Annotated in this window: 22 protein-coding genes; 8 read left to right on the top strand and 14 right to left on the bottom strand. The window is 36.3% G+C overall.

What is annotated here, in order from left to right:
- Position 1: 1 nt before the first annotated feature.
- The 4 genes from K350_RS0116190 to K350_RS0116175 are packed head-to-tail and all read right to left on the bottom strand — an operon-like array spanning position 2 to position 3,830.
- Entirely contained in the window at positions 2–1,216 is a 1,215-nt protein-coding gene (locus K350_RS0116190; RefSeq protein ID WP_028980802.1) for a DUF4350 domain-containing protein, read from the bottom strand.
- Positions 1,213–1,935 (bottom strand): hypothetical protein, encoded by a 723-nt coding sequence (locus tag K350_RS31375; protein ID WP_028980801.1) that lies wholly within the window; start codon positions 1,933–1,935, stop codon positions 1,213–1,215. Before K350_RS31375 ends, K350_RS0116190 begins: the two co-directional genes overlap by 4 nt.
- Positions 1,919–2,875 carry a hypothetical protein gene (locus K350_RS0116180; protein WP_028980800.1) on the bottom strand — a complete coding sequence of 319 codons (957 nt, stop codon included), beginning with the start codon at positions 2,873–2,875 and terminating at the stop codon, positions 1,919–1,921. Before K350_RS0116180 ends, K350_RS31375 begins: the two co-directional genes overlap by 17 nt.
- Complete coding sequence (locus K350_RS0116175) at positions 2,859–3,830, bottom strand: stage II sporulation protein M (RefSeq protein ID WP_028980799.1); 972 nt, start codon at positions 3,828–3,830, stop codon at positions 2,859–2,861. Before K350_RS0116175 ends, K350_RS0116180 begins: the two co-directional genes overlap by 17 nt.
- Positions 3,831–3,874: 44 nt before the next feature.
- Here K350_RS0116175 and K350_RS0116170 point away from each other — a divergent pair, with 44 nt between their 5' ends.
- From K350_RS0116170 to K350_RS0116150, 5 genes are read left to right on the top strand one after another with little or no spacing between them, the layout of a single operon-like run.
- Positions 3,875–4,579 carry an RDD family protein gene (locus K350_RS0116170; RefSeq protein ID WP_028980798.1) on the top strand — a complete coding sequence of 235 codons (705 nt, stop codon included), beginning with the start codon at positions 3,875–3,877 and terminating at the stop codon, positions 4,577–4,579.
- A gap of 5 nt (positions 4,580–4,584) precedes the next feature.
- Entirely contained in the window at positions 4,585–4,830 is a 246-nt protein-coding gene (locus K350_RS0116165) for a cytochrome b5 domain-containing protein (RefSeq protein WP_028980797.1), read from the top strand.
- 38 nt (positions 4,831–4,868) lie between these two features.
- A complete protein-coding gene (locus tag K350_RS0116160; RefSeq protein ID WP_028980796.1) occupies positions 4,869–5,732 on the top strand; it encodes a BadF/BadG/BcrA/BcrD ATPase family protein in 864 nt (287 codons plus the stop codon).
- Positions 5,719–6,528 (top strand): N-acetylmuramic acid 6-phosphate etherase, encoded by an 810-nt coding sequence (gene murQ, locus K350_RS0116155; protein ID WP_028980795.1) that lies wholly within the window; start codon positions 5,719–5,721, stop codon positions 6,526–6,528. Before K350_RS0116160 ends, murQ begins: the two co-directional genes overlap by 14 nt.
- Positions 6,521–7,087, top strand: a complete 567-nt coding sequence (locus K350_RS0116150; RefSeq protein ID WP_028980794.1) for a hypothetical protein — start codon at positions 6,521–6,523, stop codon at positions 7,085–7,087. Before murQ ends, K350_RS0116150 begins: the two co-directional genes overlap by 8 nt.
- A gap of 62 nt (positions 7,088–7,149) precedes the next feature.
- On the opposite strand, the gene K350_RS0116145 is transcribed toward K350_RS0116150, so the two are convergent.
- The 5 genes from K350_RS0116145 to K350_RS0116125 all read right to left on the bottom strand — a co-directional run bounded on the left by K350_RS0116145 (position 7,150) and on the right by K350_RS0116125 (position 12,142).
- Positions 7,150–9,255 (bottom strand): peptidylprolyl isomerase, encoded by a 2,106-nt coding sequence (locus K350_RS0116145; protein ID WP_028980793.1) that lies wholly within the window; start codon positions 9,253–9,255, stop codon positions 7,150–7,152.
- 89 nt (positions 9,256–9,344) lie between these two features.
- On the bottom strand, positions 9,345–9,563 hold the full coding sequence (locus K350_RS0116140; protein ID WP_028980792.1) for a hypothetical protein: 219 nt from the start codon (positions 9,561–9,563) through the stop codon (positions 9,345–9,347).
- Positions 9,564–9,571: 8 nt separating this feature from the next.
- Positions 9,572–10,102: an LPS export ABC transporter periplasmic protein LptC gene (gene lptC, locus K350_RS0116135; protein WP_028980791.1), complete on the bottom strand. Its 531-nt coding sequence runs from the start codon at positions 10,100–10,102 to the stop codon at positions 9,572–9,574.
- 5 nt (positions 10,103–10,107) lie between these two features.
- Positions 10,108–11,436 carry a BamG family beta-barrel-assembly machinery protein gene (gene bamG / locus K350_RS0116130; RefSeq protein WP_028980790.1) on the bottom strand — a complete coding sequence of 443 codons (1,329 nt, stop codon included), beginning with the start codon at positions 11,434–11,436 and terminating at the stop codon, positions 10,108–10,110.
- Positions 11,420–12,142 carry a type III pantothenate kinase gene (locus K350_RS0116125; RefSeq protein ID WP_028980789.1) on the bottom strand — a complete coding sequence of 241 codons (723 nt, stop codon included), beginning with the start codon at positions 12,140–12,142 and terminating at the stop codon, positions 11,420–11,422. The genes bamG and K350_RS0116125 overlap by 17 nt, the downstream gene beginning before the upstream one ends.
- A gap of 68 nt (positions 12,143–12,210) precedes the next feature.
- Between K350_RS0116125 and K350_RS0116120 the strand changes: the two genes are divergently transcribed.
- Positions 12,211–13,293, top strand: coding sequence for an anhydro-N-acetylmuramic acid kinase (locus K350_RS0116120; protein WP_028980788.1), 1,083 nt, complete (start codon positions 12,211–12,213; stop codon positions 13,291–13,293).
- A gap of 5 nt (positions 13,294–13,298) precedes the next feature.
- On the opposite strand, the gene plsY is transcribed toward K350_RS0116120, so the two are convergent.
- The 5 genes from plsY to K350_RS0116095 all read right to left on the bottom strand — a co-directional run bounded on the left by plsY (position 13,299) and on the right by K350_RS0116095 (position 22,192).
- The gene (gene plsY / locus K350_RS0116115) at positions 13,299–13,940 is read right to left on the bottom strand and encodes a glycerol-3-phosphate 1-O-acyltransferase PlsY (RefSeq protein ID WP_028980787.1); all 642 of its coding nucleotides are present in this window, start codon (positions 13,938–13,940) and stop codon (positions 13,299–13,301) included.
- A gap of 147 nt (positions 13,941–14,087) precedes the next feature.
- Complete coding sequence (locus K350_RS0116110) at positions 14,088–19,178, bottom strand: hypothetical protein (protein WP_051313204.1); 5,091 nt, start codon at positions 19,176–19,178, stop codon at positions 14,088–14,090.
- Positions 19,154–19,981 (bottom strand): 50S ribosomal protein L11 methyltransferase, encoded by an 828-nt coding sequence (gene prmA, locus K350_RS0116105; protein WP_028980785.1) that lies wholly within the window; start codon positions 19,979–19,981, stop codon positions 19,154–19,156. The genes K350_RS0116110 and prmA overlap by 25 nt, the downstream gene beginning before the upstream one ends.
- 110 nt (positions 19,982–20,091) lie before the next feature.
- Positions 20,092–20,850: a triose-phosphate isomerase gene (gene tpiA, locus K350_RS0116100; protein WP_028980784.1), complete on the bottom strand. Its 759-nt coding sequence runs from the start codon at positions 20,848–20,850 to the stop codon at positions 20,092–20,094.
- 190 nt (positions 20,851–21,040) lie between these two features.
- Complete coding sequence (locus K350_RS0116095; RefSeq protein WP_028980783.1) at positions 21,041–22,192, bottom strand: acyltransferase family protein; 1,152 nt, start codon at positions 22,190–22,192, stop codon at positions 21,041–21,043.
- A gap of 744 nt (positions 22,193–22,936) precedes the next feature.
- On the opposite strand from K350_RS0116095, the gene carB reads away from it, so the two are divergent.
- Both carB and K350_RS32040 read left to right on the top strand, forming a co-directional pair.
- Positions 22,937–25,750, top strand: a complete 2,814-nt coding sequence (gene carB / locus K350_RS0116085; RefSeq protein ID WP_028980781.1) for a carbamoyl-phosphate synthase large subunit — start codon at positions 22,937–22,939, stop codon at positions 25,748–25,750.
- Between the two features lie 11 nt (positions 25,751–25,761).
- On the top strand, positions 25,762–26,019 hold the full coding sequence (locus K350_RS32040; protein ID WP_037575987.1) for a DUF4834 family protein: 258 nt from the start codon (positions 25,762–25,764) through the stop codon (positions 26,017–26,019).
- Positions 26,020–26,156: the final 137 nt, after the last annotated feature.

Below are 26,156 nucleotides of genomic sequence, written 5' to 3'. Positions count from 1 at the left end.
ATTATCTGCAATTTTTAAAAAAGTCTTCTAACAGGTTATTTAATTTAATCAAATCATCTCCATTAAGAGAGGATTTACTCTTGGTAGTTTCTATATATTTTAACAACTGATTGACCTTTACTTCTTCTAATCCAGACTTTGCGATAAGTCTGTCCTTAAAGGCGGGATCCGAAGCATGTATGTAATAATGATTTTTAACATAATCGAAGAAATACACAATCTTCTTATCTGCTATATTTTTATGATTTCCTTTTGAAAAATAAAGATTGCTAACTGTTTTTATAAACTCAAGTGAGTTATTTGTAACAGGTTCAATAACCGGAATGATACGCTGCTTTCTCTTTCCTTCAAACATGACAAAAAGAAAGGCACCAAGCATGGTAAGATAAAGGCTATATCGCAGTGCATTATTTTCAAGAACAAATCTCAAAGGATTTGTTGACACTACTACTTCACCGTGATAGTAAACGTCCCACAATATTTTTCTATTTGGCTGAAGAAAATTAAAACTTTTCTCAATAAACCTCTTTCCTGATTGCTGAGTAAAATAATAGTTGGTATATGCCAGCGGAATTGAGGAGAGAAAAAGTCTTCCATTTCCAATGCGCTTATGTATCATCACCGGCTCCCCTCTAGCTGTGGTAGCCAGCACTCTATTTTCAGGATATTTGTCTAAGCTGTCAAATACAGCGACAAGATGATTGTTTTCAAACTTGTAATTGTAATGCTTGTCCGAGTAAGGAGCTACAAAGCTCAGTCGAATAGTATCAGATGCTTTTTTGTATAAAGAATCACTATTTAAATTAAGATCTCTGAAAAATTTTGCTCCCGTATAAAACCCTAACGAATCCTCTGCCTCTTTTGAAAAATAAGAAGCGGCTATAAATACGTCATTACCTTTATTCAGAATTGATTTTATTGCCACAATATCTTCTGCTGAAGGATTAAATTCATCACCTATAATAATGTAATTATAAGTTGAGTCAGCATATTCCTTTTCTATCTCAAAGCTTGTCTTTCGGGAAGTAGTGAGCTTTGAATTTTTAAAGTATCCAGGTAATAACTTAAACAAACCATAAGACGCAAAAGGGCCTTTCTTTTCGATTGAATATGTATGAGACCAGTCAATAGGTTCCGGTTGGTTATATTCCACAACTATCAGTAGAATAAATAACGACAGTAAAGCCAATCCATATTTCACCTCCTTCTTCTTCATCTTGCCAGCCTCCTGTCAAAACTTCTGAAGCCCTCAATCAGCTTATCAAATAGCTCTTTATCCGGAATATATTCTCCATACCAGATTCTCTCAAATGCCAATGCATTTTCTTTAAATGTTTCGGCATATTCCTTCTTCTTTAGTTCACTTGAATAGTCCCTGTTTGTTTTATCAGGAGCCCATTGTATAAGCTGAAGGTTATTCAGATTGCTCAGGTTTGAAAGAAACAAATATCTGACAGCTAATCTATAATCTTCAGCCTTAATGGCCTTTGCGATAGCTTCATCAAGGTTAGAGCCTTGAATGTCTTCTTCAGTAAATACAGGGTTTTGTTTTTCTGTATCTTTACTTTTATAAAAAAGCCAACCTTTTTCTGCTTTAATGACCTTTATTAAAAACCATATAAAGATCGCAATAGCTGCTGCATAGGTGACATAATCTATCCACTTTGTATTAACCATCTTGAAGTCCTTGCCAAGCATGCTTCTAAGAAAGGACCCAAAAATTTCTCCCAACCAATCAAAAAAAGCATTTGCCTGAGGATGGTAATTAAACTCTGGCTTTGATCTTAGTTCGTTCCACTCCTGCACATCAAACTTCTGATGATTGAGTTGCAAAGCAATGGTGTCAGCTTGTGCAAAACAATCAGAAAAGAAGACCACTGGTAAAGTGAAAACCAATAAAACTGATGTTATATAAATCTTAATACTCTTCAACATTTTTAGATTCAGATGAAATGGATCCGAAAGAATCAATTCTTTCCAGCAAGCCTGTTGCGTCTTTCTCCTCTGCTAAACTGAAATAATGAAAATTAATACCAATTAACAACATTGATGACATAAGATAACTTCCGACCATAAAAAGAGCAGAAGAAGCAGCTGTTGCAATCTTAATAAGAGATGAAACTTCATTGCCATTAATTTGCGAGAACATTTCTATGCCAAGTGCTGCATACATTGGTACTGCGAAGATGAAAGATGCACCTGAATAGATAAGAGTAAAAACAAAAATTAATCCGAATGTCCTCCACCACTTTCCAGCAATCAGGCTGAATGCACGCTTGAGTCCTGCAAAAAATCCTTTTTGCTCAAAAAGGCAAACGCTCATCAACAAAGACAGAGTTACGGCTATATAGAAAAATGGCACTATTGACAGAACAATCGTGATAAAGCTCAGGAAAAACCCAAGGCTTCCTCCTGCAAAAAACAATTGAAACAATAGACCTCCAATTATAGCAAAGGTTAATCCCATAAGAAAAATTGAACCGAAAATCACTTTCAAAGCAAGAAGAAATCTCTTCTTCACGCCTTTCCAAACTTCGGCGACAGAGGTATCCATGTTATTTATATACAAATACATAAACTCATAGATAGTAATAAAAAACACCAGAGAACCTGCAGTTAGAATGAAATACAATAATATAAACTGCAATCCCATGTTTTGAAACAATAGCAAATCTGGCGTGCCACCGCCCATCGCAGAGCTCATGATAAATGAATAATATAGTCCAAAACCGATTCCACCAATTAATATAAAAGGGCCAGAGATAAACAAAATGGCCAACAGCAAGGGTTTTAGATTCGCAGTCAGGAATGAAAAAGTAATGCTTATAATATCCCCCAAATCTCTTGACTGGCGAAAGTTAATTTTTTGTTGCATGGTTGTATCGGTTGTGAATTAATTTAGGATAGAAAACAAAGTAATAAATTATGAAGCCAGCAGAAGCCAGAATTATTAATAGTTTTATGGAATCGTGCATTTCAGTGTGTCTTGTTACAAAACCTTCTAAAAAACCAGCTACAATAAACAGAGGGACAAGTCCTAAACTTATCTTGGCTCCTTCCCGCGCACCTCTCATCAGAGATATACCTCTTGAATATGTACCAGGAAATAATAATGATTTACCAAGTACCAATCCTGCTCCTCCTGCGATTACAATAGAAGAGATTTCTATTGTACCGTGAATCCAAATAGTAAGTACAGAATGAAGCAATAAATCATACTTGTAAAAAAAAGTCTGAAACGCTCCAAGCATAACGCCATTAGTAAACAAAAAGTAAATAGTGCCCAAAGCATATGCTACACCTGCGGCAAAGGTCATGAATGCAACTCTGATATTATTAAAAGTAATGAAAAGAAACATGTTTGTCTCACCTTCTCCTTTATACACAGCCATTGGGTCTCCTCTTTCAATATTGCTGATCGTCATGTTTACATAATTATCCCCCAGGATTATCCGAACAAAAGAATCATCATAATAGGCTGATATTACTCCCATTGCGATAGAGATGGCAAAGATAATAAGAGATGCAAGGAGTGCATTTCTATTTCTATAAACAGTTAATGGAAGTTCTGTCTTCCAGAAAGAGAAAAATCTTCCGCTTTTTTCTTTTTTATTTTTATAAATATTTCCGTGAACTCTTAATGTGAGGTCATTTAAATACATAGTAATTTTACTTGAAGGATAGTTGGTTTGCGCATACGAAAGATCGTCCGTAAGTTCGATAAACAGTTCTGATAACTTATCAGGATCGCCTGTGTATCTTTCTCCCAGCAGGATTTCAAAATTTTTCCACTTCCCCGAATTTTGCTTTATAAAAGCCGCTTCCCTCATAAAAAATAAGTATATTTCATAAAATTTATAAATTTTCTGCTGAGATGCAAACGATTAAGATTCAAACCCCACAAAATGTAATTATACAATACGAAATTGCCTCAATTTGGGATAGAATTGTCGCAAATTTCAGGGATTATCTTATTATCATTTCATACTTTATTCTTTTAGCAATTATTGTTGGATATACTGATGCTAATAACCCACTCATATACTTCCTTTTTGCAATTCCACCATTTTTATATCAACTATTGTTTGAAACATTTATGAATGGCCAGTCACCCGGAATGAAAAGCAGGGGTATAAAAGTTATCAGGATGGACGGTAAAGAATGTACTTTTTTAAATTACTTTCTAAGATGGGTACTCAGGCCAATTGATTTGTTTTTCTATGGCGGCGTTGCCATGCTTACCATAGCGGCAACTGGGAAGGGACAAAGGCTTGGAGATCTTCTTGCAGGCACAACAGTGGTCAGAGTAAAAAAACAATACAGTCTGGACAACACGCTTTTTGTGAACCCTGAAAGCAATTATGTACCCGTATTTGTTGGTGTTGATAGGTTGAATGACCGTGACATGGAAATTATCAAAGAAGCAATAAAGGTATTTGAAACTTCAGGCAACATGATTCCTGCCGGGGAACTTGCAAAAAAGATAAAAACTGCACTCGATATTCAAACACAAATGGACCCTATCGTGTTATTGAAAACTGTTTTAAAGGATTACTATAACACTACCTCTGCTTTTTAGCCTTTATGAATTTGTCTGATTACCCGAGTTTTACAAGATCACAGCTTGCATTGAGAAACGGAGTAGATAAAGAAGAGATCTGGTGCGCCTACAATGGTTTTATTTACGAATTGAATAAATCAAGATTATGGAGAGGCGGTAAGCATTATGAACATTGGGCAGGACAGGATTTAACGGAAGAAATGAAAGACGCTCCTCATAATGAGAATGTTTTTGATAAATTTAAAATTGTAGGTATATTGAAGCCTTGATAATTTGTAATATTTCCCAATAAATAAAAAATTAAACGATGATAGTAATTGCAGACAGCGGTTCAACCAAAACAAACTGGGTTATTGTCGACAAAGACAATAACAGGTCTACAGCAAAGACTGTTGGATTCAACCCGTATTATCAAAGCTCTGAAGATATTTATCAGACGCTGATAAATGACTTGATTCCACAGTTAGGTTCCAAAAAAATTGAGAAAATATTCTTTTACGGCGCAGGTTGTGAAGCTATGGAACAAAGAGAGCAAGTAGCGGTTGCAATTCGTAGAGCTTTTCCGGGAACTGAAGTAACTGTTGACCATGACCTTCTTGCTGCTGCAAAAGCTGCTCTTGGAGATACTCCTGGTATTGCCTGCATCTCAGGAACAGGTTCCAACACCTGTTCATATGACGGGAAAGATGTTACAAAAAACATTCACAGTCTTGGTCTATTCCTTGGTGATGAAGGTAGTGGCGGATACCTGGGCAGAATGGTTATCAGAGAATATATCAGAGAAGCAATGCCCGCACATGTTACGAAGAAGTTTGAAGAATTTACTCCGGACAGACAAGCAGACATATTAGATAAAGTTTATACAAAACCTTTTCCTAACAGGTACCTGGCTTCTTTCGCAAGATTTGTTGCAGAAAATCAAAAAGATCCATATTTATTTAATCTGGCTTACCACAACTTCGAGTTGATGTTTGACAGATCAATATTGAGATACGAAGGAGCTAAAACCCTTCCTGTTAATTTTGTCGGTTCTATTGCACACTATCTAAGTGATGTGCTATACAAAGTAGCAGCTGACAAAGGCGTAACAATCGGAAATATCGTAGGTGATCCGATGGAATCTCTTACAGACTATCATTATAAAAAAGAATACGTGCATGCGCATCACTGAGACATCATCAAGGTTTAACGACCTTGAAAAAATGTCTGTTGGTGAGCTTCTTAGAAATATAAATCAGGAAGATATAACTGTTCCGATTGCCGTTGAAAAGGCAATCCCACAAATTGAAAAGCTTGTCTCCGCAATCATTGAAAAAATGAAAGCAGGAGGCAGGCTTTTTTACATAGGAGCAGGCACCAGCGGAAGACTTGGGGTATTGGATGCATCAGAGTGTCCTCCTTCTTTCGGAGTTCCGGAAGACTGGGTAATAGGGCTTATTGCCGGAGGTGATATCGCTTTGCGCAAAGCAGTGGAGTTTGCCGAAGACGATAACCAACAGGCATGGATTGATCTCCAGGTTTATAATATTACTTCAAACGATGTAGTAATAGGTATTGCAGCATCCGGCACCACTCCATATGTTGTGGAAGGCGTTAAAACCGCACGCAGTAATAATTTGATAACGGGGTGTATTACATGTAATCCCGATTCACCGCTCGCTGAACAGGTTCATTTTCCTGTAGAGGTAATTACAGGACCAGAATTCGTTACCGGCAGTACAAGAATGAAAGCCGGAACCGCACAAAAACTTGTTCTTAACATGATCAGTACGTCAGTTATGATCCAACTCGGAAGGGTTAAAGGAAACAAAATGGTAGATATGCAGCTTAGTAATGAAAAACTCATCGAAAGAGGAATTAAAATGATTGTGGATGAGTTAAAGATTGAAACAGAAAAAGCTGCACGCCTTCTGGAAGAACAAGGAAGCGTGAGAAAAGCGATAGACTGGTACAGGAAACATGCATGAGATAGAACCATTTTATAACTGGGAAAACTACTACAACCCTGCAGATGATGAACGGTCTCCTTTCCATGGAGTAGAATATAATATGCAGGGGTATACCAATAACATTTACGGATACTTTATTCATCCGTTATGGGATTACATAGGCTCCGATACGCTTTACTTAAAAATCCTTTTTATCAATTACGAAAAGGGGATTGCAATACTTGAAATGTTTGGAGAATGGAATGATACCCTACACAATGATATTATGCATTTTAAACGGAATGTCATTGATCATTTAATTGGAGAAGGAATAAATCAGTTTATCCTTTTGGGAGAAAACGTTCTTAACTTTCATGGTTCGGATGATTGCTATTATGAAGAATGGTTTGAAGATGTAGAAGATGGTTGGATTGCGGCTGTAAACTTCAGAGATTTTGTTCTTGATGAATGGAAAAAATTTCGACTTGACTACTATATTAATTTTGGCGGCACACTTGAAATTATTAACTGGAGAACAATGCCGCCGCTGCAATTCTATGAGATTGTAAAGAAAAATATCACATTGAGACTTTCATAAAAAGCATAAAAAAACCTGAGAAAATTCTCAGGTTTTTTTATGTTAATCCTAATACTTAATTACTAAAAGAATTTAACTCTTTCATCAACAATATCAGAGTTCTTTCTGATTGCCTCATCCACACTGTAATCAACTCTTCCTATTCTCTGATTGATCAGATCATTTTTATATTTAGAATAATCAGCTATTTCAGGAGCAGGAGTAATGTTTACGAGCTCAAGATTGATTACACCATATTCGCCTTTAAACGGACCTGTTTTCTCACCTTTATTCAAGCCGAATAACTTACCTACTGCGACTGGATCATAACCAATAGCTGCAATAGAATTAGAAGATAACGTTACATCAGGAGCTGCGCCTGAAGTAGCACCTGCGCCAAACTCAGCTGCAATCTTTTCAAAAGTACCAGAAAGTTTTGAAAGCTTTTCGGTAATAAGTTTTGCCTTCTCCTCATTTCTAACTTTTGCAGTAAGCTCGTCTTTAACATCATTCACAGATGCGATACCTTCTTCTCTTTCTCCTGTTAAAATAGCAACAACATACTGATCATCCAATGAGAAAACTGAAGAAACATCTTCTACATCTGCATCATTGAAAGCCCATCTTACAATTGCTCTTGCATTTGAAAGATTGTTTACATATCTGTCAGCTTTTCTGATATTGGTTGCAGTGAATTTCTGCAAGGAATCTGCTTTTACTTTTGCATTAAAGTCAGCAGTATCTTTAATAGAATTAGCAAATTCATCTGCTTTTCTGAAAGCAGCATCTTTAGTTGCTTCAGAAGCTATAATGTCCTTCTCAACAAGAGCTACAAGATATTTCTTATTGCTTTTAGGACCTGTTACTTTGATAATATGGTAACCAAATTCTGTTTCAGTTAATTTTGGAAGTAACCCAGCTGAAGAAGCCTGGAATACAGCATCACTGAACGGCTTCACCATTTGCCCCTGGCTAAACCAGCCAAGATCTCCACCTCTTGAAGCTGTACCGTCAGATCCGTACATTCTTGCCATTTGAGCAAAGTCCGCACCTGATCTAATCTGATTAAGTACATCGTTTGCTTTTTTCTTTAAAGAATCTTTTTCAGCAGCAGATTTATTTCTTGTGTCAAAAAGGATGTGACTTGCTTTTGCATAAGATACAGAATCAGATTTTATATCATTGATCTTATACAACTGTACTTTACCTGCAGTAACAAAAGGACCATAAATGCTATCAATAACAACATTGTTGGCTATGTTTTTCAACTCTTCAGGTAGTTCTCCGAAAGTTTTGAATGAAGGAGGAACCGGATTATCAGAATTTGTCTGAATAAATAAGGTGTCATTCTGAGAAGTTGCAAATTCCTTTTTAACTTCCGCTAGTTCTTGTTTAAACGCTGCGCTATCCTCTGCACTTGGTTTAATGCTGAAAGTAACATAGTCAAATGATCTTCCTGCTTCAACTTTGAATTCATTCTTATGCTTGTTCAGGTAATCAGACAACATATCGTCAGTTACTTTTACAAGGCTGTCCGCAACGGCATAAAAAGGAACATATAAATATTTAGCCTCCGCTTTAGTATTCTGACTATTATAGTCTCTTTTTGCTTCTTCAGAAGTCACATAAACAGATTTTCTGAAAAGGTTAAGATACTTTGTTCTAAGTCTTTCTTCTTTAATGCCTCTTTCAATGCTGTACCAAAGTTGCTGATCACGAGGATCTCTTTCTTTAAATTTGTTAAAGAATTCTTTTAGGAAAGCTTTATCGAATTGTTGTGTCTGAGGATTAGAAAATAACTGGATAACAGTAGGGTGAATATGCTCACCTTGAACCATGTCGTATAACTCGTCGTTAGTAACGGTTAGGCCAAGTTTCTCAAACTGCTTTGCATAAGCAATATCAAATATTTTTGCATTCCATGCCTGTTCAATAATAGAAGGTCTTTCACTTTCGCCAACACTTCTTCCTGTTCTCAGGACATAGTCAGCTTCTGTTTCGTCTACCTTTTTTTGGAAATCCTCAGCGGAAACACTTTTTCCGGCGATTTCTCCTACATTTTTGGATCTGTTACGGAAATAGGAATTTGGTCCGAAAACCTCGCCTCCCACCAAGAAAAGAACCAGACCTACGGCCACGATTCCTACAACAACCCCGGAATGCTGATTAATTTTGTTAAAAATTGCCATTGCTTAATTATAATTTCTTTTAAAGAACCGCAAAAATACTATTATTAATTTTCAAAATCAAAATCAATAAACCTCTGAAATAAAATTATTTATTTCTTAACCCTAACTTTCTTCGAAGATTCTGACTTCTCTTTATACTCTTGCTTTTCAGGACTTTTGGATTTCACCCATTGAAAAAACATCAGCATCATGAAACATAACATGAAAAGCCAGTAGCTTTCTTTGAATCCTACTGTCATTGCCTGATGAATTCCCGTAAGCAGGAACACAACGCCTAATGAAAATATTATTGTTCCCAGAAGTTTCATACTCAAATTTATTCAGTCACGTCAATAACTCCTGTAGGATGCAAAATTTTATAGGAGGTAAAATTCTGATTTGTTTTAAGGCCCTTTCCCATCAGGATTTCTGTAGGTGTCGTAATAGTTACAAAAGTATTTGTATCACAGTAAACTTCATCCTTACCTGGATCCCAGAATAATTCTTCACTATTCATTTTCTTCTTCTGCTCTATACTTTTAATTTCGACGGCTCCTTTAACATTGTAAAGGTTCCTTTCCTTTTCCAGTTTCCCTGAATTTCCTTTCAACGTAGACGTTTTAACGCCATTTTTGTCAAAAAATTCAATAAATACCCCTTTTGGAAACAACCTATCTCCATTTTGTAATTCTAATTCTTTGGGGGCTTTTAATCTTACCCTTACGACCGAGGAATCTGAATAAATTGTTTCTATATCATTCACTTCCATTACCGGACCATCATAAGGCTTTAGCTGTTCATAGGTTTTAACCTTTTGACAGGAAAAGAAAATTATTGTGGCTGTTAAAAATAAAAAGACTTTTCTCATTAACATTATTCAATTCTTCTGCGCTCAAACCATTTGTCAATAGTCTGGAAACTAAGATATACCTGGAAATACCTGTCACGAATAAGTCCATCATTGGTTGTGCCTCTCTGGCCAGCAACCAAAGCGATATTCAGTCTTGACAATGGTTTGGACTTATATCTTGGGTCTTTGCGGCCAACAGGTATTGAACCGCCTAGTGAAACAGAAAAATCATTTAGTTGAGTTCCATTAAAATAAAAAGGCGTTTTCTGGTAAGAAAGTCCAGCCCTTAAAATTGGCATTTTCATCACTTCCTGCCCCTTCAGTTTGTATTCACCCCCAAGAGCAATTTTATAGCCATTTTTAAAATTATCTATTCCTGCATCAAAATTTTTGTATTTACTATAACTTAAATAAGTAAAATCAACACCAACACTCCAATAAACAGGCTTGTCGATACTAAAACCCACTGTAAGTTTTGACGGAAGCACTGCATGCATTTTAGTATTGCTGATAATCGTATCCTCATTTACAGCATTTAAATTGCTTCTTATCTGTCTGGTCAACTCCCTTCTAGAAGTTAAACCACCCGAAAAATCATAGGTAGCACCAAGGTTATAATAAATGTGCTCTTCTTCTTCTTTAACTGCAGTTTTGAATATATTTCTGTATGCTAGACCTGGCTTAAAATTAAATCCGGAATAAGAAGTTCTCTGATTAATTCCATATTTCTGATCTTGAACAGAAAGGTCAAGAGATGTAAGTTGAGTAAAATATTCCTCGTTCGTTGAACCAAAAACATATGACGCAGTCAAGCCTGCTGAGAAATTTCTGGTTAAATCCACACCATTTGCAAAGTTAACTGTATAAAGTCCACCTGTACCAATATTAGAAGTGCTTACAGCTAATCCGGCTGTATCAAATCCGGAATGATAATCGTAACTCATATTGCTGTATGGATTAAGGCTAATACTTGTTGTCCAACGATTAGAAACTGGAAAAGCAATATTCAGATATTGAAAGTTGACTGATTTGCTCTGTTGCTTAAGTGCACCATCACTTATCGATCTTCCTACCCCATACAAAGCACCTTCAAACATGGTATATTTAATTGTTGTATCCAGGTTTAGCCTTCTATTGGTTGGAAGTAGGGCAGGGTTCAGGAAGTTGATGTACTCAAGGTTAGGAGATGCAACCCCAACGCCTGCCATTCCAATATTCCTGATGCTACCGGAGGGATAAAGGTCTCCCAAACCAAAGCGTGAATAGGGTGAATTTTCCGTTAACTGAGCTGTTGCCTGAAAAGCTGTTAAAGAAATCAGGAGTGCTAGTAAAATCCTATAAAAATCTCTCATTATATTCCAAAATGCTATTTAACCCAATTAAAACCAAATCGGGAACCACAAAGATGGCTTCTTTTAATCTTCTTTCAAAAAATCTTGCATCACCACCACACATTATTACATTCAATTCCTGATCATTTTTTTTAAACTCCCCAATCATGCCTTGAATTTCGGCAGTAGCGCCATTTAAAACTCCACTCAGAATAGATCCCTTTGAACTTTTTCCGATAAAGGAAATATTTTCTTCTTTCTCTACCAGGGGTAAGCCTGCTGTAAACGTATTTAACGCCTTAAATCGTATGGATATTCCAGGAGAAATTGCTCCTCCATAATAATTTTTTTCTCTATCAATAAAATCATAGGTAATACAAGTGCCAGCATCAATAACCAGATTGGATTTTCCGGGATATAGATGATAAGCTCCTGCAATGCCCGCAATTCTATCAGGTCCAAGAGTTTGAGGAGTTTCATAATTATTTTTAAAAGGGAACTGAAGTTCGGAACTTAGCAAAAGAGGATTTACTTTAAATGAAATTTTCTCTTTAATTATGTCCTGATCTTTCCTTACACTACTTATAATTGATCTTTCTATATCAAATCCCGAAATTATTCTTGCCAGTTGATTATAATCATTCGTAGTAAAAACTTTTTCAAGAATACCATTTTCAAATAATCCGAGTTTTATTAATGTATTGCCAGAATCAATAACCAGGTTCATAAATTCAAAAATAATAATAAAATTTGCGAAGCTGTTTCATTTTATCCCATTTGTTTGAAGTTTAAATCATGAAAAATACCTATATCGTTGCAGGACTCATGTCCGGAACATCTCTCGACGGACTGGATATCGCCGTTTGTAAATTTGAACTTAAAGAGAATAAATGGAGCTATGAAATACTGGAAGCTATAACTTTCGAATATGACGAAGCACGCAGAAACAATTTGAAAAATGTGATGAAAGGCTCTGCAGAAAGTCTTGCCAGGCTGGATTTTGAATTTGGATATTTTCAGGGAGATGCAGTAAAAAACTTTCTTAATAAAATAAATCTATCTGTTGATTTTATTTCTTCCCACGGCCATACAATTTTTCATCAGCCAGAAAATAGATTTACCACTCAGATTGGAAATGGCGCTGCAGTTGCGGCGGCAAGCAATCTTCCTGTAGTCTGTGATTTCAGATCATTGGATGTAGCGCTCAGGGGGCAGGGAGCGCCTTTAGTTCCGATTGGAGATAAATTATTATTTAAAGAATTTGACTTTTGTCTGAATCTTGGTGGCATTGCAAATATCTCCTACGACGACAATTCTGGCAAAAGAATCGCCTTTGATATCTGCCCTGCAAATATGGTCTTAAATTTATTGGCAGCACATAAGCGGCTTTTATTTGATAAAGGAGGAGCTTTGGCTAGGGCAGGTACCGCCAACAAGAAACTTCTGGAAGCTCTTTCCGAAATTGATTACTATTCTCAACCTATTCCAAAATCCCTTGGAAAAGAACATGTTGACAATCTTTTTATTCCTTTGATAGAAAACACAAAAGACAGCATTGAAAATTTGCTAAACACCTTTTGCCATCATATTGCAGAAAAAGTAACCGACATTATTAAAAAGAATAAAATTTCAGAAAATAACAAGGTTCTAATTACCGGAGGGGGAGCTTTTAATGAATTCCTTGTTGAGCTTTTTCAGGAAAAGTCTGGAAATGGAATTGAATTTATTGTTCCTGAACCTAAAATAGTCTCATTCAAAGAGGCTTTAATATTTGCCTTTTTAGGAACCCTGAGATGGAGAAATGAAGTGAACAGTTTGAGCTCAGTAACAGGCTCTATGAAGGATAATTGTGGGGGGGCCATTTATTTGGCCCCATAATAATTTTAACGCCTTCTGATTCTGATTTTTGCTTTATTCTCCTCACCGTGAAGAAGACGGACAATATTTTTCTGGTGAGTGATAACAACCAAAGCAAAAATTGCAAAAGCAAAAAGTACTACAATGGGCTGATTTGGGCTAAACCTTGGAAGGCATAACAAAATAGGGAATGCCAATGCCGAGGTCATAGAGCCAAGAGATACGTATTTAAATATCAGAAATACAACCAGAAATACCAAAATGCAAAGAAGAGCAGCTTCAGATTGTATAGATAATATCATTCCCAAAAGCGTCGCAACACCTTTTCCTCCTTTAAATCTTTCATAAACAGGAAAAATATGTCCTGCCACTGCCGCCAATCCGAAAAAAAGCTTGTATAAGACAAGGTCCTGATGATCGATCAAATTATAATATGCAAGAAAAAATGCACTGTTGGTTGCAGTCCATCCTTTTAATATATCCACCAGCATAACAATAATGCCAGCTCTTTTCCCCATTACCCTGAACGTATTTGTTGCTCCTGCGTTTCCGCTTCCGAAATCCCTCACATCCAGACCAAAGAAAGCTTTACCATACCATATTGCTGTAGGAAGTGACCCTATCAGGTAGGCAAAAACAATTCCGATTGTTATAAATAATATGCTCATGTTTCTTATTTACGTGTAATCTTAACAAATTGTTAATTTTTGAAAAATACCAAATTTGATCAATAAAACAAAAGAGATTAAAAACCAATATTGATTTTTAATCTCTTTTGTCCAAACCAAAATCTTCAAAGGAAAATTCCAGAGATGTTAATTTCCGAATAAGTTTTTCATCTTTTGTTGATCCTGTTGCTGTTTTTTTCTGTCCTCCATTGAAGGATCTGGCTTATCTCCTCCTGCAGGAGCCTCTTCTCCCTGGTCAAGATTCTGATCTGGAAGTTTATATTTATCATAGCTCTTGGTGTCTTCTTTACCTTTTTTAGCAGGTTTAGATTTCTTCGCTGGAGATTCTTCTGCAGGTTCCTCTCCTACAGCGGGGGTTTCCTCTGCCGGAGCTTCTTCCTGTACTTCCTCTTGAGGAGCCTCCTCCTGCTCGTATTCCTGACTTTCTGGAATAGATTCGTTCAAGTCTTCCTGAATTCCAAGATATCTTTCCTTAAACATTGTCACAAACCTGGTTTTTTCAACTGGTTCAGCTTTGACATAGAAGAATTTTGAACGATCAGCCATTTCACCTTTTGATTTTCCGGCTAATATTGAATTTACTTCATCATTGGAAGATGTCACTGCAAACCTGTTGTCATCATAAGTAATGTAATACCAGGAATGAGGACCTGCTTCGAGATAGATATTTATCACATCTCCTTTAGGCGTCTTCTTAATCTCGATATGCCCAGGCATTGCCTTATTTATATCATCTTTTAAAATATTTGACACATATATGGTACCTACACTATAAAACGCTTTATACTCTGTAGACCATTTCAGATTTACATCAGAGAACACCACATTTTTCCCAAAATCGCTGTCAATCATTGCCAGTGGTGCGTACCCAAGAGATTTTTGACTTTTATACTTTTCTGCTCCGGAATTTCCTATTAGTTCTGCAAGCTTGTAAACCAAAACAGTGTCTCTTGCAAATATTTTTTCCGATGTCTCAGAAGTATCTAATGGGAAAGCAGCGGACATTGTCTTCATATTTTTACCAACAGCTGTTAGCACAGAAGAATTAACCTTAAAATTGAATGACAATATTGTATTGAATTCATTTTTAAAATTTGTAAGATCTGATTTTCCAAAACCTGCTGCATCCAGGGTAATATTCTTATTTTCTTTAAGAAGATTAAATCTTCCTGAAAATTCTGAAGTGGAATTAGCATCATCATATGAGAAAATGCTACCCTGTTTTGTTTTGCCAGAAAGTCTATCCGGAAGTCCTACACGGAACAATCCTTTTTGTGCAATATACTCAAGTACTCCCTTGGTGCTGAAGATATCATGATCCAGCTGATTTCTCTTTTGTGAGATAAATGTAGTATACATCTCGTTGGATCTGGTGTCAAAGTACATACCTGTTGTTAATGGTGTTCCATTTCCAGCAACAGCATTGTCCACATTAATTACAACGTCTGCATTAGACCCGTCATTATTATACTTCAGCCATTGAGAATAGCTCAGTGCTCCTTTAAGATCCAGCTTCAGGAAACCATCAAAGGCAAGGAATTTCTTTTCTGCAAAAAGGGTGACTTTACCTTTATAAAGTATTTTTGGTGCCACTTCCAAGCTGTCTTCTTCCCTGATAGCACCCATTGCCACCGTATGTGCTCCTTCTTTCTTCTTCTCGGATTCCACGAGTCTGAAATCCTGGAATTTGAATGAAAGGGTGTCTGCACCCAGGTTAACATATTGGTAAGTTGCCTCTCCTGCGAATTTCTTTCTACCCTCAATGTCAATAATACCATCATACAAATTGTGATATTTGGTAACGGAATCAAGTACTATCCTTGCGTTTTTTAATGTACGCATAACCGCATTCTCCTCCACTATTACCTTACTGCTATCTGGATACACAAGCCCGTCTGCTACTTTAATATAAGGAATTCCGTAAACGTTAAGTGTTAGTTTTTCCATGTCATAAACTGCATCGGTGGCATTAAACACCAAGCTATCCTGATCTGGCCTTGTAGAGTAGAAATATGATTTATTAATGTTTCCTCCTTCCGGCATTTTCATGAAGATCTTTTTCTTTTTCAGATCCCAAGTACCTTCATCAAGAGAAGTCTTATACTGAGCATATGGAAATTCATTACTAGCAAAACCCTGTTGCTCAGGACTAAATTGAGCAATGCTTTGATCAAGATCGAAATTCAGTTTTACCTGTTCACATTTCAATGCAGCTTTATCAGGGTTATCAGATTTAACTTTGAAAAGTGTCTCTCTAGCTGCAAATCTAGTTTGCTCAAAATGGAATTTAGGTGATTCAGATTCCGAACCTCTGGTGATAAGCACTCCTTTTCCAAACATCCCATTCTTAGTAAGAATGGCAGTACCATGCATATCTCCTGTGCTTTTATAAAATTTGATAGGCTCTTTTGCATTAGATATGAACATACTGTCTGCCTTTGGCAACCATTTAAGTCTGTAATCATTGACCATCATGTCAGGGTAATGAACATCCTGAGATGAAGCCTGAGCGCAGGTACCTTCTTTATTGACGACTGATGTTCCCTCTGTGAGCACCGAGTCTTTGAAAAATGCAAAGTCCTTTGATTTTAGAACCGCATTTAAATAGTTAATATCTCCCTCTCCACGAATACCTTTATTATCAAGAGATATTTTGTTGTAGTATGTTCCTGTTCCGGTATACAGCTGATAACCATTTTTGGGAACTTCGTGAACAAAACCCAGGGAATAATCAGGCATTACAATGAGTTTTTCTTTAAACTCAGGGAAAATTCCACCGGTTTCAAAACTTCCATCAAAACCAATGGCCTGGGGGTCATCACTACTTAAGCTGTCGATTTTAAATGGTGGGATTTTAAACTTAATAGTGGTATCGTAAGCACCGTTGGCTATTGTTGGTTTATCAAAAAACACGGTTGCGCCAGATGTTGCATCAAAAATAGGGTAAGCCGGAATTCTCTTTCTTCCTGATTTATTATCTGGCTTATTGATATAAAGTGTTCCGGATGAATACCTCAATTCATTGCCAAGGACTCTTGCCTTTCCCTTTTCTGTCTTTTCTTTAGATTCCACAGCAAGTCTTATCTGGTCAATTGTTTTTAAGTGTACCAGGAAGCTGTCATAAACAAAGTTGAAATCATTTCCAATGAACTGAAAATTCTGTGTATTTATTTTTCCGTGGAAAGAGAAGTCACGGTTTTTCAAAATTTTGAGCTCCCTTTTGTCAGGAACAAAGTTTACATTAAGTGAGTCACTGATATAAATTTTATCCACCCCTCTTACTAGGAGTTCATTAGTACTAAGGTCCAAAGTAGCATTCGCACCACCCGGGCTGATGGAAACGAAGGTAATGTTATCATAATCCTTTTTGTCTCTGCGCGAAAGTACATAGTGCCTGGCTTTTCTTCTCAATTTGATTTCACCAGATTTCACACTATAGTCAATAAATCCGGTTTTCATTAACTGAACCATTGCTCCTCTTACAGTAAGCGGTTCAATTTTATAAGCCTTTGCAACGTCCTCCGCAAACATCACGTCAGACTTTGTTTTGTCTGCATGAGCCACGATCATTTGAAGAGGATGAAATTTGTACATCCCCTGCATTCCTGAATATTTGTCTCCACTAAAATATTCCTCCGATTCAAATAGTGCAGGGATCTGATCTCTTCCGTTAGTGATATTAAAATCAATTTGAGATCCTGCAAGGTTCCAGGAAAGTGCATCAGCTACAATTTCTATTTTGTGGTAACTGTCAAGAAAAGGAGAATGCCTATAACCATTTGGCTTTGTGATACGAACAGTTGCGCTGTTTTTATTATATTTTAAACTACCACCCGGGTGAAAGATTGAGTCTGTTTCAGTCTGATACAAGACAATACCAGAAACATCTGAGGTGATCGTAGAATCTGTCATTGTAAATCTAGGAGAGACGGATTTGATCTTAGTTTTCCCCTCATGAAGAATTTCTATAGATGCTGTTCCTTCGTCAACAGAGGAGCTATACATTCTTCTCCCGGCAAGAGACAAACCGCCATGATACTTTATATTTTCACCCAGTCCTTTGATGTCAATATTACTTTCATATGATTTGAATCTTGGATATTGACAATCTTCAAAGTTCTTGTGCTTTTTACTGTTGAACTCAAAAATACCTTCAACCTTAGCATCTGTTTTGGCAGGATAAGTCAGAACGGCGCTCTCACAAACTAACTTGGTAGATTTAACAGGAAAGTTGTAATCTTTTAATTCAGCAGTTATTTCATCTGGTCCAAAACCAGCCATAGTCCAGTCAAATTTTCCACCTTTACCAACAAATAGATTATTTTTCAGCATAAGGCTTCCGCTTGTACCTTTAAGCGACGTGCTATCGGAGGCTGTCACAAATGTAAATTCAACATCTTTAAATTCGATGACAGCTCCATCTATCGGCGGTTGTGGTGCGGGAACATAGCCAATATTATAGATATTTTGTTCTTCCTGCTTGGGCTGGTTTTCCTCCATCGTTCCCCAACTATTTTCTTCTGCTTGCGGATTATCCCAATCACTAAAAAACTCATTTTTCTTCTTATCCATGTCCTTGGCATTGCCCCAGCCCTCGTCGGCTGTTTGGGTTTGGGACTGGTCCTGCTGATCTTCTTTTGCAAGTTGCTGGTCAAATTGATCTATTACAGAAGCTTCCTCCTTCGCTTTTACCATTCTAAAGTTATAGGACCCTCCTTTAAAATAAAGTCTGTTATATCCGGAAGAATAAACCATTCCCTTTTCCACAACCAATCTTATTGTAGAAAAATATGTATTTAATTTCTGTCCATCATATTTTTCTACGGCATACTGAGTGATTGCTAAAAGTGTATCAAGATTGGAAGCAGAGAGATTTGCATTTTTGGATGCGACCAAAGTCGCAAAGAAATCCGAAAAATTAGGATTTGTCCTTAATTTTTTGGATTTCAACATTTTCTGGCAGGTTTCTATAATTTTTTTCTTCTGATCTTCCGAAAATCCTGACCATGAAGAGTTAAAATTTGAGGCTACAAGTACAGCACTCTGATTGTTGGTAGTATTGAGCATTGTACTCACGTCCACTACAAATTGTGCAGGATCAGATGCAAGTTTATACTGCGCCCTGCAAAAAAGAGGAAGCGCAACAATTAAAAAAATAAGGTAAAATTTAAGCCTCATCATGGTAATTTCTCTCAGGAATTTTGAAACATTAAGCATGCCCAGTTATTTTTCTGAAAACTCTTTTCGAATTTTAAGCCCCTGTTTAATGCTTCTGATTTAATATCTTCAATATCTTCTGTATAAAATCCGCTTAATAGCAGATATCCGGATTTATTTAAAGCCAATGCATACAGTTTGATTTCATCCAGCAAAACGTTCTTGTTAATATTGGCCAGGATAATTTCATATTTATTTTTGGCAAGATTCAGTTCTGCCATAGTTCCCTGCAAACATTTCATATTAGGTATATTATTGATTTCTGCATTTTCAATCATATTGGAAAATGCCCACTCATCAATATCTGTTGCTGTAATTTCTTTTGCGCCAAGCATTCCGGCAAATATACCCAATACTCCAGTTCCTGCACCTGCATCCAGTATCGTTTTTCCCTGATGATCAAGTCCTAATTGAGCTTTGATCATTAAAGAGGTAGTTTCATGATGACCTGTACCAAATGCCATTTTGGGATTGATCAGGATTTCATACGGAAAATTCTTATCAGGGTGATGAAATGATGCCCTGATGAGCACCTGATCTTCAATTCTGACCGGATCAAAGTTTTTCTCCCATTCTTCATTCCAGTTCTTTTTTTCAAGTTTAGATACTGTATAAGCTGGAGAATCCTGATATCTGCATAAAACCTCTTTCAATTGTTCTTCTTGAAAAAGATCATCTTGTACATATGCTTCGACTCCTTCTTCGGTTTCCTGAAAGGAATCAAAACCCAAAAAATCGAGTTCAGCAATCAGCATCTCCTTTATTTCCTCTGACGCTGGAATTATTATTTGAAGAAAGTCCAAAATAAACTATTTAAAATACTAAATATTTAAATTATTTAAAAAGGCTGGACTACTAATATTCGGACTTCTTAATCCGAGAATACTACCAACCCAGCCTTTTATTAATTGTTTTAGAATGATTTAACAATATCAACGAAATCTCTTGCTTTCAAACTTGCTCCGCCTATCAATCCACCGTCAACATCCGGACATGCGAACAATTCTTTGGCATTGTCAGGTTTACAGCTTCCACCATATAGAATTGTAGTGGCATCTGCTACTTTAGCTCCATATTTTGATTTGATATGATCTCTGATAATTGCATGCATTTCCTGAGCCTGAGCTGTAGTAGCTGTAACGCCTGTGCCTATTGCCCAAATCGGTTCGTATGCAATAACCACTTTTAGAAATTCAGATTCCGGAAGATGGAAAAGACTTTCTGTTAGCTGGCTTTTAACGAAATCCAGGTGGACACCTTTTTCTCTTTGGCTTAACGTTTCACCACAGCAAAATATTGGAGTAAGGCCATTCTGAAGAGATATATTTACTTTTTCAGTCAAGAACTGATTAGATTCATTAAAATATTCTCTTCTTTCGCTGTGTCCTAAGATCACATATCCAGTGCCCACAGATTTCAACATTTCTACTGAAACTTCACCAGTAAATGCTCCGGAAGCTTTAGAATGGCAATTCTGTGCACCAAGACTAACCTTGCTTCCTTCAACTATTTTGCTTACTGCATGAAGCTCTATAAAAGGAGGGCATAACACAATGCCAGCATCAGATTTCACTTCATCTTTAACCATATTAACAACTTCAGAAGCTAGCTTCAAGCCCTCTTCTAAAGTTTTATTCATTTTCCAGTTTCCGGCAACTATTTTTTTTCTCATTATCCTTTTGATATTAAAATTGACACAAAAGACAAATTTAAAATATTTGATAACTAATTTTTAATCTTTTTTTACTTGAACAAGAACTTTGAGAAAAATTTAAGAAAAAAATAAGTGATATTAAAAAAACAGGAATAAATGCATCCAATTCAGTTGTAACATTTATTCCTGCAAAATATTTAACGCCTATTTATTTTGTTTCCGCTAGCAACTCTGTTTCTGTCGATGTTCCTTTCTCCCTTAAATTTTGTATAAATCTTCTGCCAGCATTAATTGCAGGCTCTTCAACCAATTTATACAAGACAGTAGCCAGGACAATAGTTACAACTGAGGCCATTATAATAAACCCAACTAAAGTTCTTAATTCACTTCCAAAAAACTTTAGGAACATGTCAAAATTTTCCATCAAAAGATTACCTATTACAAACCAGTGGATCAGATATACACCATATGAGATTTTTCCAAGAAATCTTAAAGGTGCAACACAAAGTGCGTTCTGTAATCTAATGTTGTTGATTATTAACACAATTATCAAAGCAGAAGCAAGTCCTGTAATGTGGAAGAAATCGAGGCCAATTAAACTTCCGGAGATATAATCATAGGTTGGGCCAAAAGGATGAATTCTGGATAAATGTCTAATTCCATACATAAGAAAAATTCCTACATATAAAATATAGCGGAAAGTATACCATTTTGATTTTTTAAAGTCATAGGACTGAATTTTTGGAAAGTAGTAAGCTATTAATACACCTAGAGCAAAATGAAAAATGAAAATGCTGAAATACTTATTCAGTATAAAAAATACCGGGATAAGCATAAGAAACATCTTACGATCATTCTTTAGAACTAATATTAATACCGGCACCAAAACGGACATTGCAATTTCAACCCCTAAAGTCCAATCCGGTAGAAAGAGGTCCGTTTTCATTCTCAACAATGAAGCCTCTTCATATAGAAAGTACTTATTGTGAAATATTGTGTCCCAGATAAGATCAAAACTAAATTCGGCTTTGTATTTATAAAAATAGTAAACCAAAATCATGACCAGGAAAGCGGGATAAATTCGAAATACTCTGGAGATAACAAATTCTTTGTAGTCCAGATTTTTTGCATTAGGAGAATTGAAGTATTTGTAAGAAAGTACTAATCCACTAAGCACAAAGAAAAATGAAACTGCATCAGACCCATTAAAAATCATAGAAAATAAATGAGCTTCATTAAAGTATCCCCAATGTGCCCCTATCACATGGTATACTAATACACTATAAGCGGCAAGCCCCCTTAAGCTGTCAAGATAAGCAAGTCTTGATGAGTTATGGTCGAGAGTAAAATTATCTTTCACTGATTAACTGTTTTGAAGATTCAATTTCTGATTAGTATTTATAGTCTATTTATAACTGATATTGCGGTCATATTAAGAAAACCTGATCTTTAATTTCATATTTTCAACTTATTATATTTCTAATATTTAACAACGTAAATGGCTGACACAAAATATACCCAACATACTTAGAAAGAGTTGTAATTTCATTTGTAATATTGAAATCTTTAGAGAACATTACCCTTATATTCCTTAAAGGAAATGGGATTAATAAAATAAATGCAAAATTTATTACTAAAGGTTTTAACAATATATTTTCATTACCCTTATCCGATAAATACTGATTCACATGTTTATAAATAAAATTAAGCGCATTCACAGCAATTCTTGAGTCATCACTAAGCTGAATTCCTGGAGAGGTAATACAATAAAATGCTAAAAATGCTGTAAATAAAATTAGACCTAAAGAGGCAAAATTTCTGGTAGAAAATAGGGATGAATACATTTACTCAGAATATTACTAAAAGTCAAAAATACTAATTTTTACTCATAAAACACATAACATAATACCAAACCAAAATTTAATTTTTCCAAGAAACTGTTAAATATCCACATTTCTCTTACATCCTTTCACTTTAATCACTTTTTGCCATACATTTGTAGGATTTTTGAAATTCCGGCCAGGAATTTTCCAAATCCTTTGGAACGATGAGTTCCCTATTCTGTATCAGATTTAAATATTTGTTTATAAAACGCCCATCATAAATGCCAAGAGACAATAGTATCAAGACCGTCTTGATCATAGGTAGCGGTCCAATCATTATCGGACAAGCTTGTGAGTTTGACTATTCCGGTTCCCAGGCCTCCAGGTCCCTTAGAGAAGAAGGAATAGAAGTCGTACTCATTAATTCCAACCCGGCTACAATCATGACTGATAAGGTCACTGCAGACCATGTCTATCTAAAGCCACTTGAGAAAAAATCTATTATTGAAATTTTAGAAAAGCATAAAATTGATGCTGTTCTTCCAACAATGGGTGGACAAACTGCGCTTAATCTGGCAATTGACTGTGACAAAGCAGGTATCTGGAAAAAGTATAATGTAAAAATTATTGGGGTTGATATTAAAGCAATTGAGACCACTGAGGATAGAGAGAAATTCAGGCTTAAAATGCTTGAACTGGGAGTCGGAGTCTGCAAAGGAGAAACCGCAACGTCTTTCCTCGAAGGAAAAGAAATCGCTCAGGAAATAGGATTTCCTCTTGTAATCAGACCTTCTTTTACTCTTGGCGGTACTGGTGGTGGCTTTGTGAACAGACCTGAAGATTTTGATGAAGCACTTACCAGAGGATTACACGCCTCCCCCATTCACGAAGTTCTTGTTGAGCAAAGCATAATGGGCTGGAAAGAATATGAGCTTGAGCTTTTAAGAGATAACATAGGCAATGTAATTATCATTTGCTCTATTGAAAACTTTGACCCAATGGGAATTCACACCGGAGACTCAATCACTGTAGCTCCAGCAATGACTCTGGCAGATACTACCTACCAGCATTTGAGAGACCTTGCTATCAAAATGATGAATGGTATCGGTCAGTTTGCCGGTGGATGTAATGTACAGTTCTCTGTTAATCCAGAAGACGAATCCGTGATTGCTATTGAAATCAACCCAAGGGTATCACGTTCATCCGCTCTTGCATCAAAAGCTACTGGTTATCCAATTGCTAAAATAGCCGCTAAACTTGCAGTAGGATATAACCTGGATGAATTAAACAACGCTATTACAAAAACTACAAGTGCTTATTTCGAACCTGCACTTGACTATGTAATCGTTAAAATACCTCGCTGGAACTTCGACAAATTCAAAGGAGCAGACAGACACCTTGGTTTACAGATGAAGTCTGTTGGAGAAGCTATGGGTATTGGAAGAAACTTCCAGGAAGCACTTCAGAAGGCTTGTCAGTCACTTGAAATAAAGAGAAATGGACTTGGAGCAGATGGCAAAGAGCTTACTAAACAAGATCAAATTCTTGAAAGCCTTGAGCATCCTAGCTGGAATAGAATATTCCATGTACGCGATGCTTTCGCTATGGGAATTCCGTTTAAAACCATTCATAAGCTTACCAAGATAGATCCATGGTTCCTGAATCAGATTGAGGAGCTTGTAATGCTTGAAAAAGAAATTCAAAAAAACACAATAGATAATATTTCTAAAGACCTGTTATTTACTGCAAAGAAAAAAGGCTATGCAGACAGACAAATAGCGCATCTTTTGAAATGTCTGGAAAGCGAAGTTCACAAGAAAAGAACGGATTACAATATTCAAAGAGTATTTAAAGTAGTAGATACCTGCGCTGCAGAGTTTGAGGCAAAAACTCCATACTATTACTCAACTTTTGAAGGAGAAAACGAATCTGTCCGCTCTGATAAGAAAAAAATCATTGTTCTAGGATCTGGTCCAAACAGAATTGGCCAGGGAATTGAATTTGATTATTCATGCGTTCATGGAATCCTTGCAGCAAAAGAAGCTGGCTTTGAAACCATCATGATCAACTGTAATCCTGAAACTGTTTCTACGGACTTTGACATTGCTGACAAACTATATTTTGAACCTGTTTTCTGGGAACATTTGTATGATATCATTCAGCATGAAAAACCTGAAGGTGTTATAGTTCAGCTTGGAGGACAAACTGCACTGAAGCTTGCGGAAAAACTTGAGCGTTATGGAATAAAAATCCTTGGAACAAACTATCAATCGCTTGACCTTGCTGAAGACAGAGGAAGTTTCTCTACTCTTCTGAAAGAAAACAATATTCCATATCCAAAATTTGGTGTTATTCAGACTGCTGATGATGCTATTGAATTAAGCAAAGAGCTAGGATTTCCGCTACTTGTGAGACCATCATATGTATTGGGAGGTCAAAGCATGAAGATCGTCATAAATGAGAAGGAATTGGAGCAGCATGTAGTGGACATCCTGAGAGATATTCCTGAAAACAGAGTACTCCTTGACCATTTCCTCGAAAATGCTCTGGAAGCCGAAGCAGATGCTATATGCGACGGTGAAGATGTTTACATCATCGGAGTAATGGAGCATATTGAACCTGCAGGAATTCACTCTGGAGACTCTCACTCCGTTTTACCTCCGTTTAACCTTAGTGAAAACGTAATCAAGCAAATTGAGGACTATACAAGAAGAATTGCAATAGCCTTAAATACTGTAGGTTTGATAAATATTCAGTTTGCTGTAAAAAATGAAGTAGTATATGTGATTGAGGCAAATCCAAGAGCTTCGAGAACTGTACCATTTATTTGCAAAGCTTATGATGAGCCTTATGTAAATTATGCCGCGAAGGTAATGCTTGGTGTAAATAAGGTTAAAGATTTCAATTTTAACCCTAAAAAGAAGGGGTATGCGATAAAAATACCTGTATTTTCATTCAACAAATTCCCAAATGTAAATAAGGAACTTGGTCCGGAAATGAAATCTACAGGTGAAGCAATCTACTTCATTGACGATTTGCAGGACGACTATTTCTTAAAACTTTATTCTGAAAGGAACTTATACCTCAGCAGGTAGTTTATAGATATATGTTTAAAGTCTTATTAATTATATTTCTTATTTATCTGGCGATAAGGTGGCTTACGAAACCTTTGTTAAGGTATGCTATTGAGCGCATGGCAAAAAAAATGGCTGAACAGCATGGTTTTAACACAAATAATCAAGAGCCAATACGTCCAAGAAAAAAAGAAGGGACGATAGACATTGACTATATTCCTAAAAATCAGAAGAAGTCCGGAAAATCACCTTCTGAAGGGGAATATGTAGACTATGAGGAAGTAAAGTAAAGCTATCCTTTTTCAAAATATTACTCTGAAATCACCAAAACATCTGTCTGTTAATTATTTGATTTTCAGACAGGTGTTTGAAATATCCAAATTTGGAGGATTTGAAAAAAAAGATATCTTTGCTTTTCTGTATTGGA

Origin of the sequence: Sporocytophaga myxococcoides DSM 11118 (genome assembly GCF_000426725.1) — a bacterium.
Classification (GTDB): Bacteria; Bacteroidota; Bacteroidia; order Cytophagales; family Cytophagaceae; genus Sporocytophaga; species Sporocytophaga myxococcoides.
The sequence above is the reverse complement of the archived record's forward strand: the minus strand, read 5'-3'. Positions and strand labels throughout refer to the sequence as shown.

Bases quoted from the DNA above. Each gene is read 5' to 3' on its own strand.
- K350_RS0116190 (WP_028980802.1), bottom strand. From the start codon at position 1,216: ATGAAGAAGAAGGAGGTGAAATATGGATTGGCTTTACTGTCGTTATTT.
- K350_RS31375 (WP_028980801.1), bottom strand. From the start codon at position 1,935: ATGTTGAAGAGTATTAAGATTTATATAACATCAGTTTTATTGGTTTTC.
- K350_RS0116180 (WP_028980800.1), bottom strand. From the start codon at position 2,875: ATGCAACAAAAAATTAACTTTCGCCAGTCAAGAGATTTGGGGGATATT.
- K350_RS0116175 (WP_028980799.1), bottom strand. From the start codon at position 3,830: ATGAGGGAAGCGGCTTTTATAAAGCAAAATTCGGGGAAGTGGAAAAAT.
- K350_RS0116170 (WP_028980798.1), top strand. From the start codon at position 3,875: ATGCAAACGATTAAGATTCAAACCCCACAAAATGTAATTATACAATAC.
- K350_RS0116165 (WP_028980797.1), top strand. From the start codon at position 4,585: ATGAATTTGTCTGATTACCCGAGTTTTACAAGATCACAGCTTGCATTG.
- K350_RS0116160 (WP_028980796.1), top strand. From the start codon at position 4,869: ATGATAGTAATTGCAGACAGCGGTTCAACCAAAACAAACTGGGTTATT.
- murQ (WP_028980795.1), top strand. From the start codon at position 5,719: ATGCGCATCACTGAGACATCATCAAGGTTTAACGACCTTGAAAAAATG.
- K350_RS0116150 (WP_028980794.1), top strand. From the start codon at position 6,521: ATGCATGAGATAGAACCATTTTATAACTGGGAAAACTACTACAACCCT.
- K350_RS0116145 (WP_028980793.1), bottom strand. From the start codon at position 9,255: ATGGCAATTTTTAACAAAATTAATCAGCATTCCGGGGTTGTTGTAGGA.
- K350_RS0116140 (WP_028980792.1), bottom strand. From the start codon at position 9,563: ATGAAACTTCTGGGAACAATAATATTTTCATTAGGCGTTGTGTTCCTG.
- lptC (WP_028980791.1), bottom strand. From the start codon at position 10,102: ATGAGAAAAGTCTTTTTATTTTTAACAGCCACAATAATTTTCTTTTCC.
- bamG (WP_028980790.1), bottom strand. From the start codon at position 11,436: ATGAGAGATTTTTATAGGATTTTACTAGCACTCCTGATTTCTTTAACA.
- K350_RS0116125 (WP_028980789.1), bottom strand. From the start codon at position 12,142: ATGAACCTGGTTATTGATTCTGGCAATACATTAATAAAACTCGGATTA.
- K350_RS0116120 (WP_028980788.1), top strand. From the start codon at position 12,211: ATGAAAAATACCTATATCGTTGCAGGACTCATGTCCGGAACATCTCTC.
- plsY (WP_028980787.1), bottom strand. From the start codon at position 13,940: ATGAGCATATTATTTATAACAATCGGAATTGTTTTTGCCTACCTGATA.
- K350_RS0116110 (WP_051313204.1), bottom strand. From the start codon at position 19,178: ATGCTTAATGTTTCAAAATTCCTGAGAGAAATTACCATGATGAGGCTT.
- tpiA (WP_028980784.1), bottom strand. From the start codon at position 20,850: ATGAGAAAAAAAATAGTTGCCGGAAACTGGAAAATGAATAAAACTTTA.
- carB (WP_028980781.1), top strand. From the start codon at position 22,937: ATGCCAAGAGACAATAGTATCAAGACCGTCTTGATCATAGGTAGCGGT.
- K350_RS32040 (WP_037575987.1), top strand. From the start codon at position 25,762: ATGTTTAAAGTCTTATTAATTATATTTCTTATTTATCTGGCGATAAGG.